Here is a 15,815-nt window from a genome sequence, read left to right as displayed (position 1 = left end):
GGCGTACATCCTGCCCACCCCGGCCAACCCCGCCGTCCGCGGCGCCCACCGCGTCTACCTCAAGCGCATGCTGCTCACCGAGTCCGCCGACGGCCTGCTGCCCGACTGGGCGTTCTTCGCCCGCTGCGTCGTCGATGCCGCCGAGCTGCGCCCCACCGCCAGCCGCGAGGCGCTCTACGAGGACGAGCTGCTCGAGCACACCCGCGACGAGCTCGGCCGCCAGCTGCGGGCCTGGCTCGTCCGGCTGGCCGAGACCGACCCCGACGGCCTGCGTGCCTTCCTCGCGCTGCACCATCTGGGCGTCAAGGCGCTGGCCCTGCACGACGACGACATGCTCAGGCTCGTCGACCGGTGGCTCGAATACGAGACCAGCGCGGGCCCGATGACCCTCGCCCAGTTCCGGGCCGGCCACCCCACCGGCCGCTACACCTCCAGCGTGGACGAGTTCCGCCAGCTGGCCGGCGTCTCCGGCGCCCAGGGCATCGGCCTGATCAACGGCGGCTACGTCTACGACAGCGAGATCCTGGCCCGGCTGCCCAGGATCGACCCCGACGCGCGGCTGGAGCGGCTCGACCCGGCCGAGCTGGCCACCCACCTCGGCCCCGCCGACCCGGACGCCGAGCTCAGGGCGCGCCCCCTGCTGGACGCCGCGGCCCGCGCGCTCGACCCGCTCGGCTGCGAGGTGGTGCTGCGCGACTTCGACCCGGCCGCGCTGCCCGCGCTCTACCTGACCGGCCGCGCCGCCCAGCACCACGCCGACCTGCGCGAGGCCCGGGACGCCAGTGACGAGTTGTGGGCCGACGTGCTCGGCGCCATCGAACGCACGATCGCGACCGACCGGCCGCGGCTGGTGCTCAACCACCGCAACCCCCTCGTCCGCCGCGTCCTCGGACTGCCCCACCCGTCGCTGGCCGCGACCGCCGTCGAGTCGCTGTACGGGCTGGCGCTGCTGCACGGCCACCACCCGCTGCGCCCGGCCGACACCGCCACGCTCAACCGCTCGCTCCTCGGCCTGCTCGACTGGGCCGTCCAGGGAGGCACGCATGACTGACGACATCCAGTCGCTGCTGAACGAGGCGGGCGGCATGCCGTACGGCGAGCCCAGGTCCGTGCTGATCGAGCGCGCGTTGCGCGAGGCGGAGGCACGGGGCGAGCGGGATCTCGCCTTCCAGGCGCGGCTTGAGCTCACCAAGGCCTACCAGTTCGGCGGCGAGCCGGCGAAGTCGTTCACCACGTTCTCGCGCTGCCTGGCCGACTACGACGCCGACCCCGGCCGGGTCGGCGAGTACCAGCGCTGGCTGCTGCTCTGGCAGTTCAAGTGGATCATGAGCGACATGCGGAAATTCCCCGAGATCCCGCTGCCGCGGGCGCTCGGCGTGCTGGAGGACATGGAACGCCGCTACCGGCAGGCGGGCGATCTGCTGCACGCCCTGCACGCCGAACGCTGCAACATGGCCTGGCACCTCGGCGACGAGGCCGGCGTGGAGGAGTGGTTCCACCGCTGGCGCACGACGCCGCGGGACGACCTGTCCAACTGCCAGGCGTGCGACATCGGGTCGCAGGCATTCGTCCTGGCCAGGCTCGGACGGGACGAGGAGGCCGTGGCCATCGCCGCGCCGGTCGTGGCCGGCCGGTTCACCTGCCACTCCCAGCCGCAGAGCATCCTGTCCACGATGTTGCCCCTCTACGTGCGGACCGGGCGCCTCGACGAGGCCGCGGAGGCGCACCGGCGGGCGTACCGGCTCGTCCAGGGCAAGGTCGCCTACCTGGACGACTTCGGCGACCACATGCGCTTCTGCGCGCTCACCGGCAACGAGACGCGCGGCCTGGAGATCCTGCAGCGGGAGCTGCCGCTCCTGGAGCGGCCGCCGTCGCCGGACCAGGCGTCCTCGTTCATGGTGGGCGCCGCGCTGGTGCTGCGCCGCCTGGAGGAGCTCGGGCACGGCCAGCTGACGGTACGCCGCGCCGGGGCGGACGTGCCCGTGCCGGAGCTGCGGGCCGAGATGGAGGCGGGCGCCCGGGCGATCGCCGCCAGGTTCGACGCCCGCAACAGCAACGACGTGCACTCGCGCCGCATGGAGGCCCGCCTGGCCGCCGAGCCCATGATCGGTCATCTGCCGCTGGTCCCGTACGCCCGCCGCCGCGGCACCGGCTCCCCTGAGGAACGCTGGCGGCGCGGGATCGCCACGTCGGACGTGCGGGAGCTCGAAGAGGCGGTCGCGGGCTTCACCCAGCAAGGCGACGACGAGCGGGCCGCGCTGGCCCGCGTCGACCTGGCCGCCGCCTACCTGCAGGCCGACCGCCCTCTGGATGCCGCGGAAACCGCCGAAGAAGCCGTCCTGATGCTCGCCGCGACCGAGCCGGCCGCATCCGCCGCCTCGGCCGCGGCCGCCGAGCGGGCCGCGCCCGTGGATCGGGCGCGCAGGACCTTGGCCGGGGCTCTGGGGGCGCTCGGCGAGACCGACCGCGCGCTGGACCTCCTCCGGGAGATCGGCGACGCCGAGGCGCTGTTCGCGGCGGCCGAGCAGCTCAGCAGGGCGGATGACGACCGGGAGGCCGCGGCGGCGTACGCGCAGGCGGCCGGCCTGTACGAACGGACCGGCGACCTCCTCGCGGCCGCCCACGCGATGCGCAAGCGCGCCCGGTCCGTCTACTACGCCTCCGACCTCGACCCGGAGATCAACGAAGCCTACGCCCGCGCCAGAAAGGCGCTCGAGGCGGCGGGCTCCGTCCCGGGCACGGCGGCGGAGCGAGCCACCCTGGCCTACGAGGAGGCCACCGCCCTGCAGTGGCTCGACCGGCGCGAGGAGGCCATCGCCCGCTGCGAGGAGGCCATCGCCGCGTACCGGGAACTGGACGACCAGGACGGTCTCCACGCAGCCGGTGATCTCCTGGAGGTCCTTCGCGAACAGGACGACTGATGCTGTTCACCCGCGCTTGACTCCACTGTCACGGTGGGGTCAGCGCGGCCGGACATACCTGTGAACGTGGACCGCAGAGCCTTCCTGACAGCGGCGACAGCCGGCCTCCTCGCTTCCCAGACCGTCACCTCCCCAGCCTCGGCCAGAACCCTCACATCGGACCCGTTCACGCTCGGCGTGGCCTCCGGGGACCCGTCGTCCGACGGCTTCGTCCTGTGGACGAGGCTGGCCGTCAACCCGCTCAGCGGCGACGGCCGCGGCGGCATGCCGGCCCGCGACGTGGAGGTGGACTGGCAGGTCGCGGCCGACGAACGCTTCTCCACGATCGTCGAGTCCGGCACGGCCACCGCCCGCGCCCGAAACGCCCACAGCGTCCACGTCGAGCTGAAGGGCCTGCAGCCGGGACGCGAGTACTTCTACCGGTTCAGGAGCGAGGGCCGGGTCTCGCCCGCCGGCCGCACCAGGACGACGCCGACCGGCGAGACGACGCCGCTCACGTTCGCGGTGGCCGCGTGCGCGCACTTCGAGCACGGCTACTACACCGCCTACCGGCGCCTCGCCGAGCAGGAGCCCGACCTGGTGGTGTTCCTCGGCGACTACATGTACGAGTACGGCCCGAGCGGCTACACGGCGCTGGCCGGCCGCGTACGCACCCACACGCCCGGCAAGTGCCAGACCCTCGCCGACTACCGGCTGCGGCACGCCCAGTACAAGAGCGACCACGACCTCCAGGCCGCGCACGCGGCGGCGCCGTGGCTGGTGGCGTTCGACGACCACGAGGTGGAGAACAACTGGGCCGGGCCCGTCTCCAGCACGGGAGCGCCGGGGTTCGCCAGGCGGCGGGCCGAGGCCTTCCGCGCGTACTACGAGAACATGCCGCTGCGCCGCGCCAGCCTCCAGGGGGCGGTGCTCAAGGTGAACCGGCGCATCTCGTGGGGCACGCTGGCCCGCTTCCACCTGCTCGACACCCGGCAGTTCCGCGACGACCAGGCGTGCCTGGACGGGGTGCGGGCCGGGTGCGACGACCGGCTCGCCGACCAGCGCACCCTGCTCGGCGCCGGCCAGTGGCGATGGCTGGAGGACGGCCTGCGCGACTCCGCCACCCGCTGGAACCTGCTCGGGCAGCAGATCATGATGGCGCACCGCGACTACAAGGTCGGGCCGGGGCGCGAGGTCAACCTGGACTCGTGGGACGGGTACGCGGCCGAGCGCACGCGGCTGCTGGGGTCGCTGGCGCGGACGTCCAACCCGGTGGTGCTGACGGGCGACGCGCACATGCACCACCTGGCCGAGCTCAAGACCGACTTCGACGACCCGGACTCACCGGTGGTGGCCAGGGAACTGGTGGCGTCGTCGATCGCGAGCGACGGCGACGGCTACCGGGACCGGACGTGGATCGCGGAGGCCCTCCAGGAGAACCCCCATATCTCCTACATCGACCAGCGCCGTGGTTACCTCGTGGCCCGCCTCACCCGCGACGACCTGTCCGTCGACTACCGGACGCTGGACTACATCTCGCGCCGCGGCGCCAAGGCCAAGACCGCCCACCGCATCACGATCCCGGCCCTCACCGGTGCCGCGGCGGCCGGCCAGGCGGGAGTGCCACGGGCCGGCTGAACGTCCGCTGGGAACCAGCTGAAGATCCCCTCAATCATCGGCGGGGCCGGTCATGCGCCCGGCCAGGTGGCGTCCGGGAACTCGCCGGTCGTGCCGTCCGACATGACCACCTGGTCGCTCTCGCCCAGGCCCGAGGTGACCTCGACGTACTGGTCGCCGCGCACTCCTGTCCGCACCACCTTCGCCACGTCCCGGCCGCCCGAGCGTACGGTCACCACCTGGGCGCCGTCGGCCCTGCTGCGTACCGCCGCCGCGGGGACGTAGATCGTGTTCTCGGCCTCGTCCGTGGTGACGGTCACCGAGGCCGTCTGCCCGAGCATCAGCCCGGACGGCGGCGCGTCGAAGGCGAGGGTGACCGAGTAGCGGACGAGCTGACCGTCCACGGTCGCGGTCGGTGCGATGGCCGTCACCGTGCCCTCGTGGCGTTCGCCGTTCCGCGTGGCGAGCGTGATCTGGGCTTTCTGGCCGAGCTTGAGGCGGCCGACGTCGGATTCGGTGACCATGGCCTGGACCTGCAACTCGTCCAGGTCGCCCAGGCTGACGAAGGTGCCCGTGCCCGCCGTGTCGCCGACGCCGCCCGCGACCGACAGCACCGTCCCCGCGGCCGGGGCCACGATGCGGGTGGCACGTACCGCGTCCGCCGCCTGCTCAAGGGCGGCCTCCGCGCGGTCCACGTTGGCGGCGGCCTGCTCTTCGCTGGTGGCGGCTCTGGTCCCGGTCTGGTTCTGGCCGCAGGCGCCGGTGTTCTGGTTCGGCCGGGCGCCGCCGGTCGCGCCGGTGCTGGGCCTGCCCGAAGGTCGTCCGGATGCGGTGGGCCTGCCGGAGGCGGTGGGCTTGCCGCTCGCGGACGGTGTTCCGCTGGTGGACGGCCTGCCGGTGGGGGAGGTCGATGCCGAAGGACCGCTGCCGGTCGAGGGCGGCCGTCCGTCTCCGGACTGCTGGGCGCCGCCGGTCGGGGTGGCGGTGACCGTGGCGGTCACCGTGGCGGTCACGGTGACTGTTGCCGTGGGCTGCGGCTCGGGCTCCGGATCGGTCGGCACGGCGGTGCTCGTGGGACGCGGGCTGGCCGTCGGATTCGGCGTCGCGCTCCGCGTCGGGCTCGGGCTGGGACTGGAGCTCGGGCTCGCCGAGTAACGCCCGAGCGGGCCGCGAGCGCCCCCACCGGACGAAGTGTCCGCGGTGGACGTCGTGCCGCCGGTCGGCGCACACACGGTTCCCGAGCCAGTCGACGTGCTCGTCGTGGCGGCCGCCAGTGCCTCCTCGGCCGCCGCCACGTCGGCCTCGGCCGCCTCGTACGCCTCCCGCGCCGCCCGCCCGTCGATCCTGGCCAGGACCTGGCCCTTCTTCACCTTGGCCCCGACCTTGACGTACACCTTGGTCAGCGTCCCGGAAGAGCCGAAGGCCAGGTCGCGGCGGGAGCCGTCCACGGTGTTGCCCGCCGCGCTCACCACGGCCGTGACCTGGCCACGCTGCGCGGCGGCGAGCCGTACCTGGACGGTGGCCGGAGCGTCGTCGCGCAAGGTGAGCGCCAGGCCGGCTCCCGCGGCGAGCACGGCCAGGGCGAGCCCGCCCAGCGCGAAAGTCCGTCTCATGGCGGACCATCCTGGCGAAGCAGGTTCGTGGAACGCTGCGAGCAGCCTCAGAGTTCCCTGTGTGCCCGCCCGCGGACCTGCGTTGTCAGCGAACGTTCAGCTTGCTCGCGGCTGCGGCGCAGGCTTGTGTGCAAGGGTCACGGCCTGTGAAGGTGTCGAAGAGGCGCAGATCGCGGATGAGCCGCAGGGCGCTGATGACCAACGGAGCCCTGGCAGTGCTCCTGCTGGGCGGTGCCGTGCTCGCCTACGGCCAGCTCGGCACGGGACAGGCGGCGGGCGAGACGACCGTGCGCACGGTGACGGCGAGCCGCGGCTCCGTGGTGGCCTCCGTGTCCGCCTCGGGCGCGGTCGAGAGCGCCAAGTCCCGTGCCCTCTCGTTCGGTACGTCAGGGACGGTCGAGAAGATCTATGTCAAGGCCGGCGACAAGGTCGGCAAGGGCGACATCCTGGCCCGGCTCGATGACGATGCCGCGCAGGAGAGCCTGTCGGCGGCCAAGGCCATGTACGACAGCGCCGTGGCCGACGGGACCGACACGGCCCAGCTCTACGCCGCCTACATCAAGGCCCGCAACGACTATCGGGAGGCGCAGCGCACGGTCGCGGCCACCGTACTGAAGGCCCCGTTCGGCGGCACGGTCACGGCGGTGAACGGCACGGTCGGCGGCGGCAGCGGCGGCACGGGACAGAGCACCGGTCAGAGCTCCGGGCAGGAGAGCTCCAGCGGGTTCGCCGAGGTCGCCGACACCCGCAAGCTCCAGCTGGTCGGCTCCTTCACCGAGTCCGACGCCGGCAAGCTCAAGCGGGGCCAGACGGCCACGATCACGTTCGACGCGCTGCCCGGCGTGACCGCCACCGGCAAGGTCACCCAGATCGAGCCGGTCGCCGCCACCAGCGACAACGTGGTGCAGTACCCGGTCACGGTCACCTTCACGGAGGTGCCGGCGCAGGTGCGGCTGGGCCAGACCGCCACCGTCGAGGTCGTGGTGGGCCGGGCGGACGACGTCGTCACCGTCCCGTCCACGGCGGTCTCCACCAGCGGCGGCCAGACCACCGTCACCCTGCTCAAGAACGGCACGCAGACCAGGACCCCCGTGGAGATCGGTGTGAAGGGCGCGACCCTCACGGAGATCAAGTCGGGCGTGTCGGAGGGCGACCAGATCGTGCCCCCGGCGGCCTCGACCGGCGGGGGCACGACCGGCGGCTTCCAGCGGCAGTTCGGCGGCGGAGGCTTCACCGGCGGCGGCACGGTGCCTGGCGGAGTCCGCCAGCCGGGAGGCGGGGGATGACGGCCCCGGACGGCCCCGCGCCCGTCCTGCGCGTCAGTGACCTCGTCAAGGAGTACGGCGAGGGCGACGCCCGGGTGCGCGCCCTGCGCGGCGTCAGCATGGACGTGGAGCGCGGAGACTACGTCGCCATCATGGGCGCCTCCGGCTCCGGCAAGTCCACGCTCATGAACATCCTGGGCTGCCTGGACGTGCCGACGAGCGGCACGTACCTGATCGACGGCGCCGACGTGGGCCTCCTGGACGAGCACCAGCTCGCCATCCTGCGCAACCGCCGCGTCGGGTTCGTCTTCCAGTCGTTCAACCTGATCCCGCGCATGAGCGCGCTGGCCAACGTGGAGCTGCCGCTCGTGTACGGCGGCGTCGGCCTGGCCGAGCGCCGCGCCCGCGCGCTGGCCGCGCTGGAGCAGGTCGGCCTGGCCGACCGCGTGCACCACGAGCCGAACCAGCTCTCCGGCGGCCAGCAGCAGCGTGTGGCCGTCGCCAGGGCGCTGGTCACGGCCCCGGCGCTGCTGCTGGCCGACGAGCCGACCGGCAACCTCGACACCGCCTCCACCGGCGACGTGCTGCAGATCATGGACCGGCTCAGCGACTCCGGCCGCACGATCGTGCTCATCACCCACGAGAACGACGTGGCCGCGCACGCCAAACGGGTGATCAGGCTGGTGGACGGCGAGATCGTCGAGGACCGCCGGCAGGCGCCCGTCGACGGCCCGCCCCCGAGGATGGCAGCCCTGTGAACCAGCTCGAGATCCTCCGCTTCGCGCTGCGCGGCCTGCTGGCCAACAAGATGCGCAGCTCGCTGACCACGCTCGGCATCCTCATCGGCGTGGCCGCCGTCATCATGCTGGTGGCCGTCGGCGAGGGCTCCTCGCGCAGCATCCAGCAGAACATCCAGCGTCTGGGCGCGAACACGCTGACGATCTCCCCGTCCTTCTCCGGAGGCGGTGGCGGTGGCGCCGGTGGCATGCGGACGCAGGGCGGGAACACCGGCCCGCGGACGCAGGCCAGGCAGCTCAGCCTGGCCGACGCCAAGGCGCTGACCGACAGGACGCTCGCGCCCTCGGTCACGAGCGTCTCGCCCGTGGTGACCGCCGCCTCCTCGACGGCCGCGTACGGGGCCGCCAGCCACACGATCGCCCAGTTCGTCGGCACGTACCCGAGCTACTTCGAGGCCGTCAACAAGCCCATCGCGCAGGGCACGTACTTCTTCAACGAAGACGTGCTGGCCGCCAGGAAGGTCGTGGTGCTCGGCCAGACCGTCGTGGAGGAGTTGTTCGGGACCGTCGACCCGATCGGCAAGCAGGTCAGCGTGTCCGGCGTGCCGTTCACGGTGGTCGGCGTGCTGAAGGAGGCCGGGTCCACCGGCATGCAGGACGCCGACGACGTGGCCATCGCGCCGCTGCCGGCCGTGCAGCAGAGCCTGAGCGGGTTCGGCTCGCTCAACTCGATCGTCGTCCAGGCCACCGGAGCGGGGACCACGACTACGGCGCAGTCCGAGGTCACCGCTATCCTCAACCAACGACATGGCATCACCAACGACAACCCCGACTACCGCATACTCAACCAGGCCACGTTGCAGGAGACCGTCAGCGCCGCGACCGGCACCTTCACCGTGCTGCTCGGCGCCGTCGCCGCGATCTCGCTGCTGGTGGGCGGCATCGGCATCACGAACATCATGCTGGTGACGGTCACCGAGCGCACCCGCGAGATCGGCATCCGCAAGGCGATCGGCGCGCCCAGGAGCGCCATCCTGGGCCAGTTCCTGCTGGAGGCCACGTTGCTGAGCCTGGTCGGCGGGCTGTCGGGGGTGCTGGTGGCATTTCTGGGGACCAGATTCGCCATCGCCGGCATCGAGCCGGTGCTGGTGCCGTCGTCGGTCGTGCTGGCGCTGGGCGTGTCGGTGGGGATCGGGCTGTTCTTCGGCAGTTATCCCGCCAACCGGGCGGCCAAGCTCAGGCCGATCCAGGCTTTGCGCCACGAGTAAGGAGATGCACATGGCCCAGCTCGACTCCTCGCCGTACCCCGAGGACCTGCGCGAGGAGCTCGCCGTCCAGCCCCGCGCGGGCCTGTCGAAGCTCACGCTGGCGCTGGCCGCCGGTGTCGTGCTGGTGGCGGGGATCCTCATCGGCATCCAGGCCGGCAAGCTGACCGGCGGCTCGGCGGGCACCGCCGCCGGCGCCCAGCAGCGCGCCGGCGGAATGCCGCAGGGTTACGGCCCCGCGGGCATGCAGCAGGCGTCCCCCGGGACCGGCGCCCGCCAGGGCGGCTTCGGCCAGCGCATGGGCGGCATGGGCGGCGGCACGATCGGGACCGTCGAGAAGGTCGAGGGCGGCAAGGTCTACGTCAAGACCATGGACGGCTCCACCGTCACGGTGACCACCACCGACCGGACCACCGTCCAGATCGCCAAGCCGGGCAAGGTGAGCGACCTGGAGCCGGGCGGCACGGTCACGGTACGCGGCCAGGAGGGCGAGGACGGCTCCGTGACCGCCGCCTCGATCACCCAGGGGAGCCAGGTCCAGGGAGGCGGCCCTCGATGAGGGAGCCCGAGGCCAGGCTGCTGGTGGTCGACGACGAACCCAACATCAGGGAGCTGTTCTCGGCCAGCCTGCGCATGGCCGGGTTCGAGGTGCTGACCGCCGCCGACGGCATGGAGGCGCTGCGGGTGGCCGAGGAGAGCACGCCCGACCTGGTGATGCTCGACGTGATGCTGCCCGACCTCGACGGCCTGGCGGTCGCGGGCAGGCTGCGGTCCCGCGGCCGCCGGGTCCCCGTGTTGTTCGTGACCGCCAAGGACGCGCCCGAGGACCGGATCGCCGGGCTGGGCCTCGGCGAGGACTACGTGACCAAGCCGTTCAGCCTGGAGGAGGTCATCGCCCGGATCCGGGCCGTGCTGCGCAGGACCCGGCGGGGTACGCCGCCGCCGAACCGGATGCGGGTGGCCGACCTGGAGCTGGACGAGGAGACCCACGAAGTCTGGCGCGACGGCATCCCGGTGAGGTTGTCGCCGACGGAGTTCCGGTTGCTGCGGTACTTCATGCTCAACGTGGGCCGGGTGCTCTCCAAGACGCAGATCCTCGACCACGTCTGGAACGGCGACTGGCGCACCGACGTCGGCCTCGTCGAGTCGTACGTCTCCTACCTGCGCAGGAAGATCGACACCGGCGAGCGCAAATACCTGCACACGCTGCGCGGGGTCGGCTACATCCTGCGCCCGCCCCGTGTGTGAGCCGGCGTGCGAGCCCGCGTATGAGAAAGCACCTCGCCCGCACCCCGCTCTGGCTGCGGCTGGTCTCGGCCACCTTGCTGCTGGTCACCCTCGCGATCACGCTGACCGGCCTGTTCGCGGTGCGGTTGCTGCGCGGCTACCTCGTCGAGCGGGTGGACCAGCAGTTGCATGCAGCCAGCAGTCCGCGTGACCTGCTACCGCCGCCCGAGCCGCGCACGGCCGGCACCCGCCCGCAGCGTCTCTTCGGGCTGTTCTACGTGGTGGTGCTGGACTCCTCCGGAGTCGTGATCAGGACGCTCAGCGAGTCGACCGACGATCATCGGCCGGCGCTTCCCCGGCTGACCGGCGCCGACGTCGCCGCGCTCCATGGCCGCCCGTTCACCGTGGAATCGCGTGCCGCGGGCGGCCCGAGCTGGCGGGTCGTCGCCGCGCTCGGGCGCGCGGGCGAGAGCCGGGTGATCGCCGTCAACCTCGGCGATGTGGACGCCACGGTCTCGCAGCTCGCCCTCATCGTGGCGGTGGGCGGCGGCGGCACGCTGATCGTGCTCGGCGTCGCCTGCTATTGGCTGGTACGCCGCAGCCTGCGCCCGCTGCGCGACATCGCGCGGACGGCCAAGGACATCGCGGGCGGCGACCTGTCGCGCCGCGTGCCGCTCTGGGCCGCCACCACCGAGGTCGGCAAGCTCGGCCGCTCGCTCAACACCATGCTCGCCCGGATCGAGTCGGCCGCCCGCGAACGGGAGGAGTCCGCCGAGGCCGCCCGCCGGTCCGCCGCGGCCGCCAAACGGTCGGAGGAGCTGATGCGCCGCTTCATGGCCGACGCCTCGCACGAGCTGCGGACGCCTCTGACGTCCATCAGGGGGTTCGCGGAGTTGTACCGGCTGGGGGAGGAGCGGGACCTCAACGAGGCCGTACGGCTGCTGAGCCGCATCGAGGGGCAGGCGGCCCGGATGGGGCTGCTGGTGGAGGACATGCTGCTGCTGGCCCGGCTGGACCAGCGGCGGGCGCTGGCCATGCGGCCGGTGGACCTGCTGAGCCTGGCGGCCACGGCGGTGATCGACGCCCAGACGCTGGCGCCCGACCGGCGGATCGAGCTGGTGCGGCTGTTCGGGGGCGAGGGCGAGGTGGTGGTGACCGGGGACGAGACGCGGCTCGGGCAGGTGCTCGGCAACCTCGTGACCAACGCGCTCACGCACACGCCGCCGGGGACGGCGTTCCAGGTGCGGGTCGGCGTGGACGGGGACCGGGCGGTGGTCGAGGTGGCCGACGAGGGGCCAGGGTTTCCGCCGGAGGTGGCGGAGCGGGTGTTCGAGCGGTTCTACCGTGCCGATCCGGCGCGTAGCGCGGGCGGGTCCGGGCTGGGGTTGTCGATCGCGGCGACCCTGGTTGAGGCGCACGGCGGCATCGTCACGGCGGAGTCCGAGCCCGGCAAGGGCGCCCTGTTCCGGGTCATCCTGCCGGTCGGCGCCGGCCGACCGGGCTGAGCGACCTGCGGCCTTCCCGTGGCTCAACCGAAGGTCCTGTGGCACAGCCGAAGGCTCGGTTGCTCGGCCGAAAGTCCGGTTGCTCAGCCGAGGGCCCGGTTGCTCAGCCGAGGGCCCGGTGGCTCGGCCGAGGGCCCGGTGGCTCGGCCGAGGGCCCGGTTGCTCAGCCGAAGGCGTAGCCGTACAGGCCGGTGCCCTTGCTGAGCTGGCGGACCTTGCCCAGCCGCAGGCCCGGCCTCCTGGAGCCCGGCGCGTACATGACCAGCCCCTGGTCCGGTGCCGCCACCACCAGCCCGTACAGCGGCCGGCGCCGCTCCAGCGGCCGGTAGCGCTCGCCCAGGGGCAGTGCGGCGAGCGAGGCGCCGAAGTCGCGCCCCTTGCCCTTGATCAGCAGGTTCCCGACCCGGGTCAGCCCGCCGGACGACCGCCCCATCAGCACCTGGACCGCCCGCTCGCCGGGCACGCCGATGGCCAGTTCGTCCCTGCCGTCGCCGTTGAAGTCCCCGGCGGCCAGCGACGCGCCGAACCGGTCGTAGTAGCGGGGCTTGCCGTCGAGCGTGTTCTGCGACCAGGCCTCGCTCCTGTCGGTGCGGAGGCCGTTGCGGGAGCCGTACAGGACGTCGACGGTGCCGTCGCCGTAGTCCAGGGCCCGCTGGTTCTTGGTGATGCCCTCGCCGGGCACGCCGATGGCCAGGTCGGCCTTGCCGTCGCCGTTGAAGTCCCCGGTGGCCAGCGCCGCGCCGAACCCGTCCCACTTCTCGGCGGCGCCCTTGATGCCGGGGCTGCTCTGGGTGAGCTGGCGCGCCCGCTTGGCCCGTACGTCGATCACCGTCACCGACCCCTGCCCGTCCATCGTGACGCTGTCGGCGGGCGCCCCGACGGCCAGCTCGTCGCGGCCGTCGCCGTCGAAGTCGCCGGTCGCGAGCGCGGCGCCCCACTGGTCGGTCACGTTCGCCGCCTGCCGCACCCACGGAGTCTTCTGCGTGATCTGGTATGGCTTGCGGCCCTTCATCCAGTACACCGTCACCGCGCCGCCCGACCGGTGGTTGGGCGCGCCCACGACGAGCTCGTCCCGCGCGTCGCCGTCCAGGTCCCCGGCGGCCAGCGAGGCCCCGAACCGGTCGCTCGACGGCTTCGCCAGCGCCAGCTCCTTACCCTTCACCAGACCGTCCACGGATCCGTTGAAGAGCTGGACGACCCCGTTCCCGTCCCCGCCGGGCACCCGGTCCCCGGCGAACTCCTCCGACACCCCGACGGCCAGGTCGGCGCACTTGTCGCCGTTGAAGTCGCCCACGGCCAGCGCCGACCCGAACGCGTCGCCCGGCTCCGCGCCGTCCTGGACGAGCTTGGCCTTCTTTCCCGACCCGTACATCACGGTCACCGAACCGGCCCTGGCACCGTCGTACGGGGCGGCCACGGCGAGGTCCGGACGGCTGTCGCCGTCGAAGTCGAGAGGGTGCCCGCCGCATGAGCGAGCGGCGGCGGGGGTGGCACCGGAAGCGAGGGGCAGAACCAGGCAGGCGGCGAGCAGCGCGTTCATACTTGCAGGTATGTCCGGCGCGCACGAACCAGGCTTTAACACCGTGGGAACGTGCCAGGATAGACGGGTGGACATCGACCTCGCGGATCTGGATTTCTGGCGCAGGCCACTCAAAGAGCGCAACGAGGCGTTCGCCCGGCTCCGGCAATTGGAGCATCCGGTGTTCTTCCCCGAGAAGAAGGTGCCGTTCCTGCGCTCGGGCAAGGGCTTCTACGCCCTCGTGCGGCACGCGGACGTCGTCGAGGCCAGCCGCAACGCCAAGATCTTCTCCAGCGAGCCCGCGGTCACCAACCCGGAGCCGCCCAGCTGGGTGAAGCAGGTGTTCGGCGAGTCGATGGTCAACATGGACGATCCGCGCCACGCCCGCCTGCGCCGCATCGTCACCCGCTCGTTCAGCCCGAAGATGCTGGCCAATCTGCAGAGTGACATCGAGGCCGCCTGCGCCGGCATCGTCGACGACGTCGTCAAGGACGGCCCCCGCGACTTCGTCACCCAGGTCGCCGCCCGCCTGCCGATCCACGTCATCTGCGACATGCTCGACATCCCGCAGGAGCTGCGGGCCAAGGTCCACCAGCACGTCGACATCTCCACCGCCTACACCGGCGTACGCCCCAGCCTGGCCCGCAGCGTCCAGATGGCCGGCCAGAACATGCTGGCCCTGCTGGCGTTGCAGCGCATGGTCATCAAGCTCGGCCACGAACGCGTCGCCGACCCCAAGGGCGACCTGGTCTCCCTCCTGGTCAACGCCAACCCCGACGGGGAGAAGCTGACCGACAAGGAGCTCGGCTCGTTCTTCGCGCTGCTGCTGGTGGCGGGCAACGAGACCGCCCGCAACACGATGGCGCACGGCATCAAGCTCCTCACCGACAACCCCGCGCAGCGCGAGCTGCTGATGAGCGACTTCGACACGCATATCAACGCGGCGATCGAGGAGATGGTCCGCTACGTCTCGCCCATCATGCAGTTCCGCCGCACGGTCACCGAGGACTACTCGCTGCGCGGCCTGGAGCTGAAGCAGGGCGACAAGGTCGTGTTGTTCTACGGCTCCGCCAACCGGGACGAGTCGGTCTTCCCGGACGCGGACACGTTCGACATCACCCGTGACACCAAGCCGCACGTCGGCTTCGGCGGCCCGGGGCCGCACTTCTGCCTCGGCGCGAACCTGGCCAGGCAGGAGATGCGCACGATGTTCCGCGAGCTGCTGACCAGGCTGCCCGGCGTCCGCTCGGTCGGCGAGCCGGACCTGCTCCTGTCGAACTTCGACAACAGCGTCCGCAGCCAGGCGTTCACCTTCTAGTCGTCGTCAGCGGCCAGGACGTTCTCCCGGATGGTGAAGAACGTGATCAGCGCGGCCACCACCATCATCCCGGCGCTGATCAGCATCGCCATCCGGAACCCCGCGTCGAACACCGGCGGATTCCTGAACGCGTCGCCCACCAGCCCGACCAGTGGCGGCACCGCCGCCACGGCGAGCAGGCTGCCGGTGCGGGCGACCGCGTTGTTGACGCCGCTGGCGGTGCCCGCGTACCGCTCGTCGGCCGTGGCCAGCACGGTCGCCGTCAGCGGCGCGACCGCCGCCGACAGCCCCAGCCCGAAGACGGACGCCGCGGGCAGGACCTGCAGCGGGTAGGAGGCGCCCGGCCCGATCGTGCTCATCCAGACGAATCCGCAGCCCGCGATCAGGATCCCGATCGTCATCGGCAGCCGCGGCCCGTACCGCTTGGCGATGTCGCCCGCCCTGGCCGACAGCAGGATCATCAGGATCGTCGTCGGCAACATCGCGAGCCCCGCCGCGATGGGCGAGAACCCGGACACCACCTGCAACTGCACGACCAGCAGGAAGAACACCACGCCCATGGCCGCGTACATGATCAGCGTCACCACGTTCACCGCCGTGAACACGTGATTCCTGAAGATCGCCACCGGCACCAGCGCGTCGGGCGAGCGCCGGATCTCCACCACCACGAACGCCGCGCCCAGCACCAGGCCCACGAGCAACGGCACGAGCGCGCCCTGCTCGATCAGCCCGTACGTGATCCCGGCCAGCGCCAGCGCCGCCAGCACCGACCCTGTTTCTTATACACATCTAAAAAAAAAAAAAAAGAAAGGTAAAAAACGAAACATAAAACTACACGTCAAAAGGAGT

Annotated in this window: 12 protein-coding genes and 1 pseudogene; 10 read left to right on the top strand and 3 right to left on the bottom strand. The window is 72.1% G+C overall.

The features are described from left to right. The 3 genes and pseudogenes from ETD86_RS44605 to ETD86_RS44595 all read left to right on the top strand — a co-directional run. Nucleotides 1-1,051: pseudogene (locus tag ETD86_RS44605) on the top strand (HSP90 family protein); the annotation flags it as partial. Continuing rightward, nucleotides 1,044-2,921 carry a hypothetical protein gene (locus tag ETD86_RS44600; protein WP_138672682.1) on the top strand — a complete coding sequence of 626 codons (1,878 nt, stop codon included), beginning with the start codon at nt 1,044-1,046 and terminating at the stop codon, nt 2,919-2,921. The pseudogene ETD86_RS44605 and the gene ETD86_RS44600, both read left to right, overlap by 8 nt. 66 nt (nt 2,922-2,987) lie before the next feature. Then, nucleotides 2,988-4,538: an alkaline phosphatase D family protein gene (locus ETD86_RS44595; RefSeq protein WP_138672681.1), complete on the top strand. Its 1,551-nt coding sequence runs from the start codon at nt 2,988-2,990 to the stop codon at nt 4,536-4,538. Between the two features lie 50 nt (nt 4,539-4,588). Here ETD86_RS44595 and ETD86_RS44590 read toward each other — a convergent pair whose 3' ends face one another. After that, nucleotides 4,589-6,130, bottom strand: coding sequence for an efflux RND transporter periplasmic adaptor subunit (locus ETD86_RS44590; protein WP_138672680.1), 1,542 nt, complete (start codon nt 6,128-6,130; stop codon nt 4,589-4,591). A gap of 194 nt (nt 6,131-6,324) precedes the next feature. Between ETD86_RS44590 and ETD86_RS44585 the strand changes: the two genes are divergently transcribed. Genes ETD86_RS44585 through ETD86_RS44560 form a run of 6 tightly spaced genes read left to right on the top strand, consistent with a single transcriptional unit; the run spans nt 6,325 to nt 12,129 of the window. Further along, the gene (locus tag ETD86_RS44585) at nt 6,325-7,416 is read left to right on the top strand and encodes an efflux RND transporter periplasmic adaptor subunit (RefSeq protein ID WP_138672683.1); all 1,092 of its coding nucleotides are present in this window, start codon (nt 6,325-6,327) and stop codon (nt 7,414-7,416) included. Beyond that, nucleotides 7,413-8,153 carry an ABC transporter ATP-binding protein gene (locus ETD86_RS44580; RefSeq protein ID WP_138672679.1) on the top strand — a complete coding sequence of 247 codons (741 nt, stop codon included), beginning with the start codon at nt 7,413-7,415 and terminating at the stop codon, nt 8,151-8,153. Before ETD86_RS44585 ends, ETD86_RS44580 begins: the two co-directional genes overlap by 4 nt. Beyond that, nucleotides 8,150-9,400, top strand: a complete 1,251-nt coding sequence (locus tag ETD86_RS44575) for an ABC transporter permease (RefSeq protein WP_138672678.1) — start codon at nt 8,150-8,152, stop codon at nt 9,398-9,400. Before ETD86_RS44580 ends, ETD86_RS44575 begins: the two co-directional genes overlap by 4 nt. A gap of 10 nt (nt 9,401-9,410) precedes the next feature. Next, on the top strand, nt 9,411-9,956 hold the full coding sequence (locus ETD86_RS44570) for a hypothetical protein (protein ID WP_138672677.1): 546 nt from the start codon (nt 9,411-9,413) through the stop codon (nt 9,954-9,956). Next, nucleotides 9,953-10,645 carry a response regulator transcription factor gene (locus ETD86_RS44565; protein ID WP_138672676.1) on the top strand — a complete coding sequence of 231 codons (693 nt, stop codon included), beginning with the start codon at nt 9,953-9,955 and terminating at the stop codon, nt 10,643-10,645. The genes ETD86_RS44570 and ETD86_RS44565 overlap by 4 nt, the downstream gene beginning before the upstream one ends. Nucleotides 10,646-10,665: 20 nt before the next feature. Then, nucleotides 10,666-12,129: a sensor histidine kinase gene (locus ETD86_RS44560; RefSeq protein ID WP_138672675.1), complete on the top strand. Its 1,464-nt coding sequence runs from the start codon at nt 10,666-10,668 to the stop codon at nt 12,127-12,129. Between the two features lie 163 nt (nt 12,130-12,292). Here ETD86_RS44560 and ETD86_RS44555 read toward each other — a convergent pair whose 3' ends face one another. Further along, the gene (locus ETD86_RS44555; RefSeq protein WP_138672674.1) at nt 12,293-13,669 is read right to left on the bottom strand and encodes an FG-GAP and VCBS repeat-containing protein; all 1,377 of its coding nucleotides are present in this window, start codon (nt 13,667-13,669) and stop codon (nt 12,293-12,295) included. Between the two features lie 67 nt (nt 13,670-13,736). Here ETD86_RS44555 and ETD86_RS44550 point away from each other — a divergent pair, with 67 nt between their 5' ends. Continuing rightward, nucleotides 13,737-14,966, top strand: a complete 1,230-nt coding sequence (locus ETD86_RS44550; RefSeq protein ID WP_138672673.1) for a cytochrome P450 — start codon at nt 13,737-13,739, stop codon at nt 14,964-14,966. Here the strand turns inward: ETD86_RS44550 and ETD86_RS44545 are convergent. Further along, nucleotides 14,963-15,733, bottom strand: coding sequence for an MFS transporter (locus ETD86_RS44545; protein WP_246149245.1), 771 nt, complete (start codon nt 15,731-15,733; stop codon nt 14,963-14,965). The genes ETD86_RS44550 and ETD86_RS44545 overlap by 4 nt on opposite strands. Nucleotides 15,734-15,815 lie beyond the last annotated feature (82 nt).

Source organism: Nonomuraea turkmeniaca (assembly GCF_005889735.1).
In the GTDB taxonomy this organism is placed as follows: Bacteria; Actinomycetota; Actinomycetes; order Streptosporangiales; family Streptosporangiaceae; genus Nonomuraea; species Nonomuraea turkmeniaca.
Note: the sequence above shows the minus strand (reverse complement) of the source record. Positions and strands in the feature narration are given on the sequence as shown.

What these genes read in the sequence shown, in the direction of transcription:
- ETD86_RS44600 (WP_138672682.1), top strand. Translation starts at nt 1,044, where the DNA reads ATGACTGACGACATCCAGTCGCTGCTGAACGAGGCGGGCGGCATGCCG.
- ETD86_RS44590 (WP_138672680.1), bottom strand. Translation starts at nt 6,130, where the DNA reads ATGAGACGGACTTTCGCGCTGGGCGGGCTCGCCCTGGCCGTGCTCGCC.
- ETD86_RS44585 (WP_138672683.1), top strand. Translation starts at nt 6,325, where the DNA reads ATGACCAACGGAGCCCTGGCAGTGCTCCTGCTGGGCGGTGCCGTGCTC.
- ETD86_RS44580 (WP_138672679.1), top strand. Translation starts at nt 7,413, where the DNA reads ATGACGGCCCCGGACGGCCCCGCGCCCGTCCTGCGCGTCAGTGACCTC.
- ETD86_RS44570 (WP_138672677.1), top strand. Translation starts at nt 9,411, where the DNA reads ATGGCCCAGCTCGACTCCTCGCCGTACCCCGAGGACCTGCGCGAGGAG.
- ETD86_RS44565 (WP_138672676.1), top strand. Translation starts at nt 9,953, where the DNA reads ATGAGGGAGCCCGAGGCCAGGCTGCTGGTGGTCGACGACGAACCCAAC.
- ETD86_RS44560 (WP_138672675.1), top strand. Translation starts at nt 10,666, where the DNA reads ATGAGAAAGCACCTCGCCCGCACCCCGCTCTGGCTGCGGCTGGTCTCG.
- ETD86_RS44555 (WP_138672674.1), bottom strand. Translation starts at nt 13,669, where the DNA reads ATGAACGCGCTGCTCGCCGCCTGCCTGGTTCTGCCCCTCGCTTCCGGT.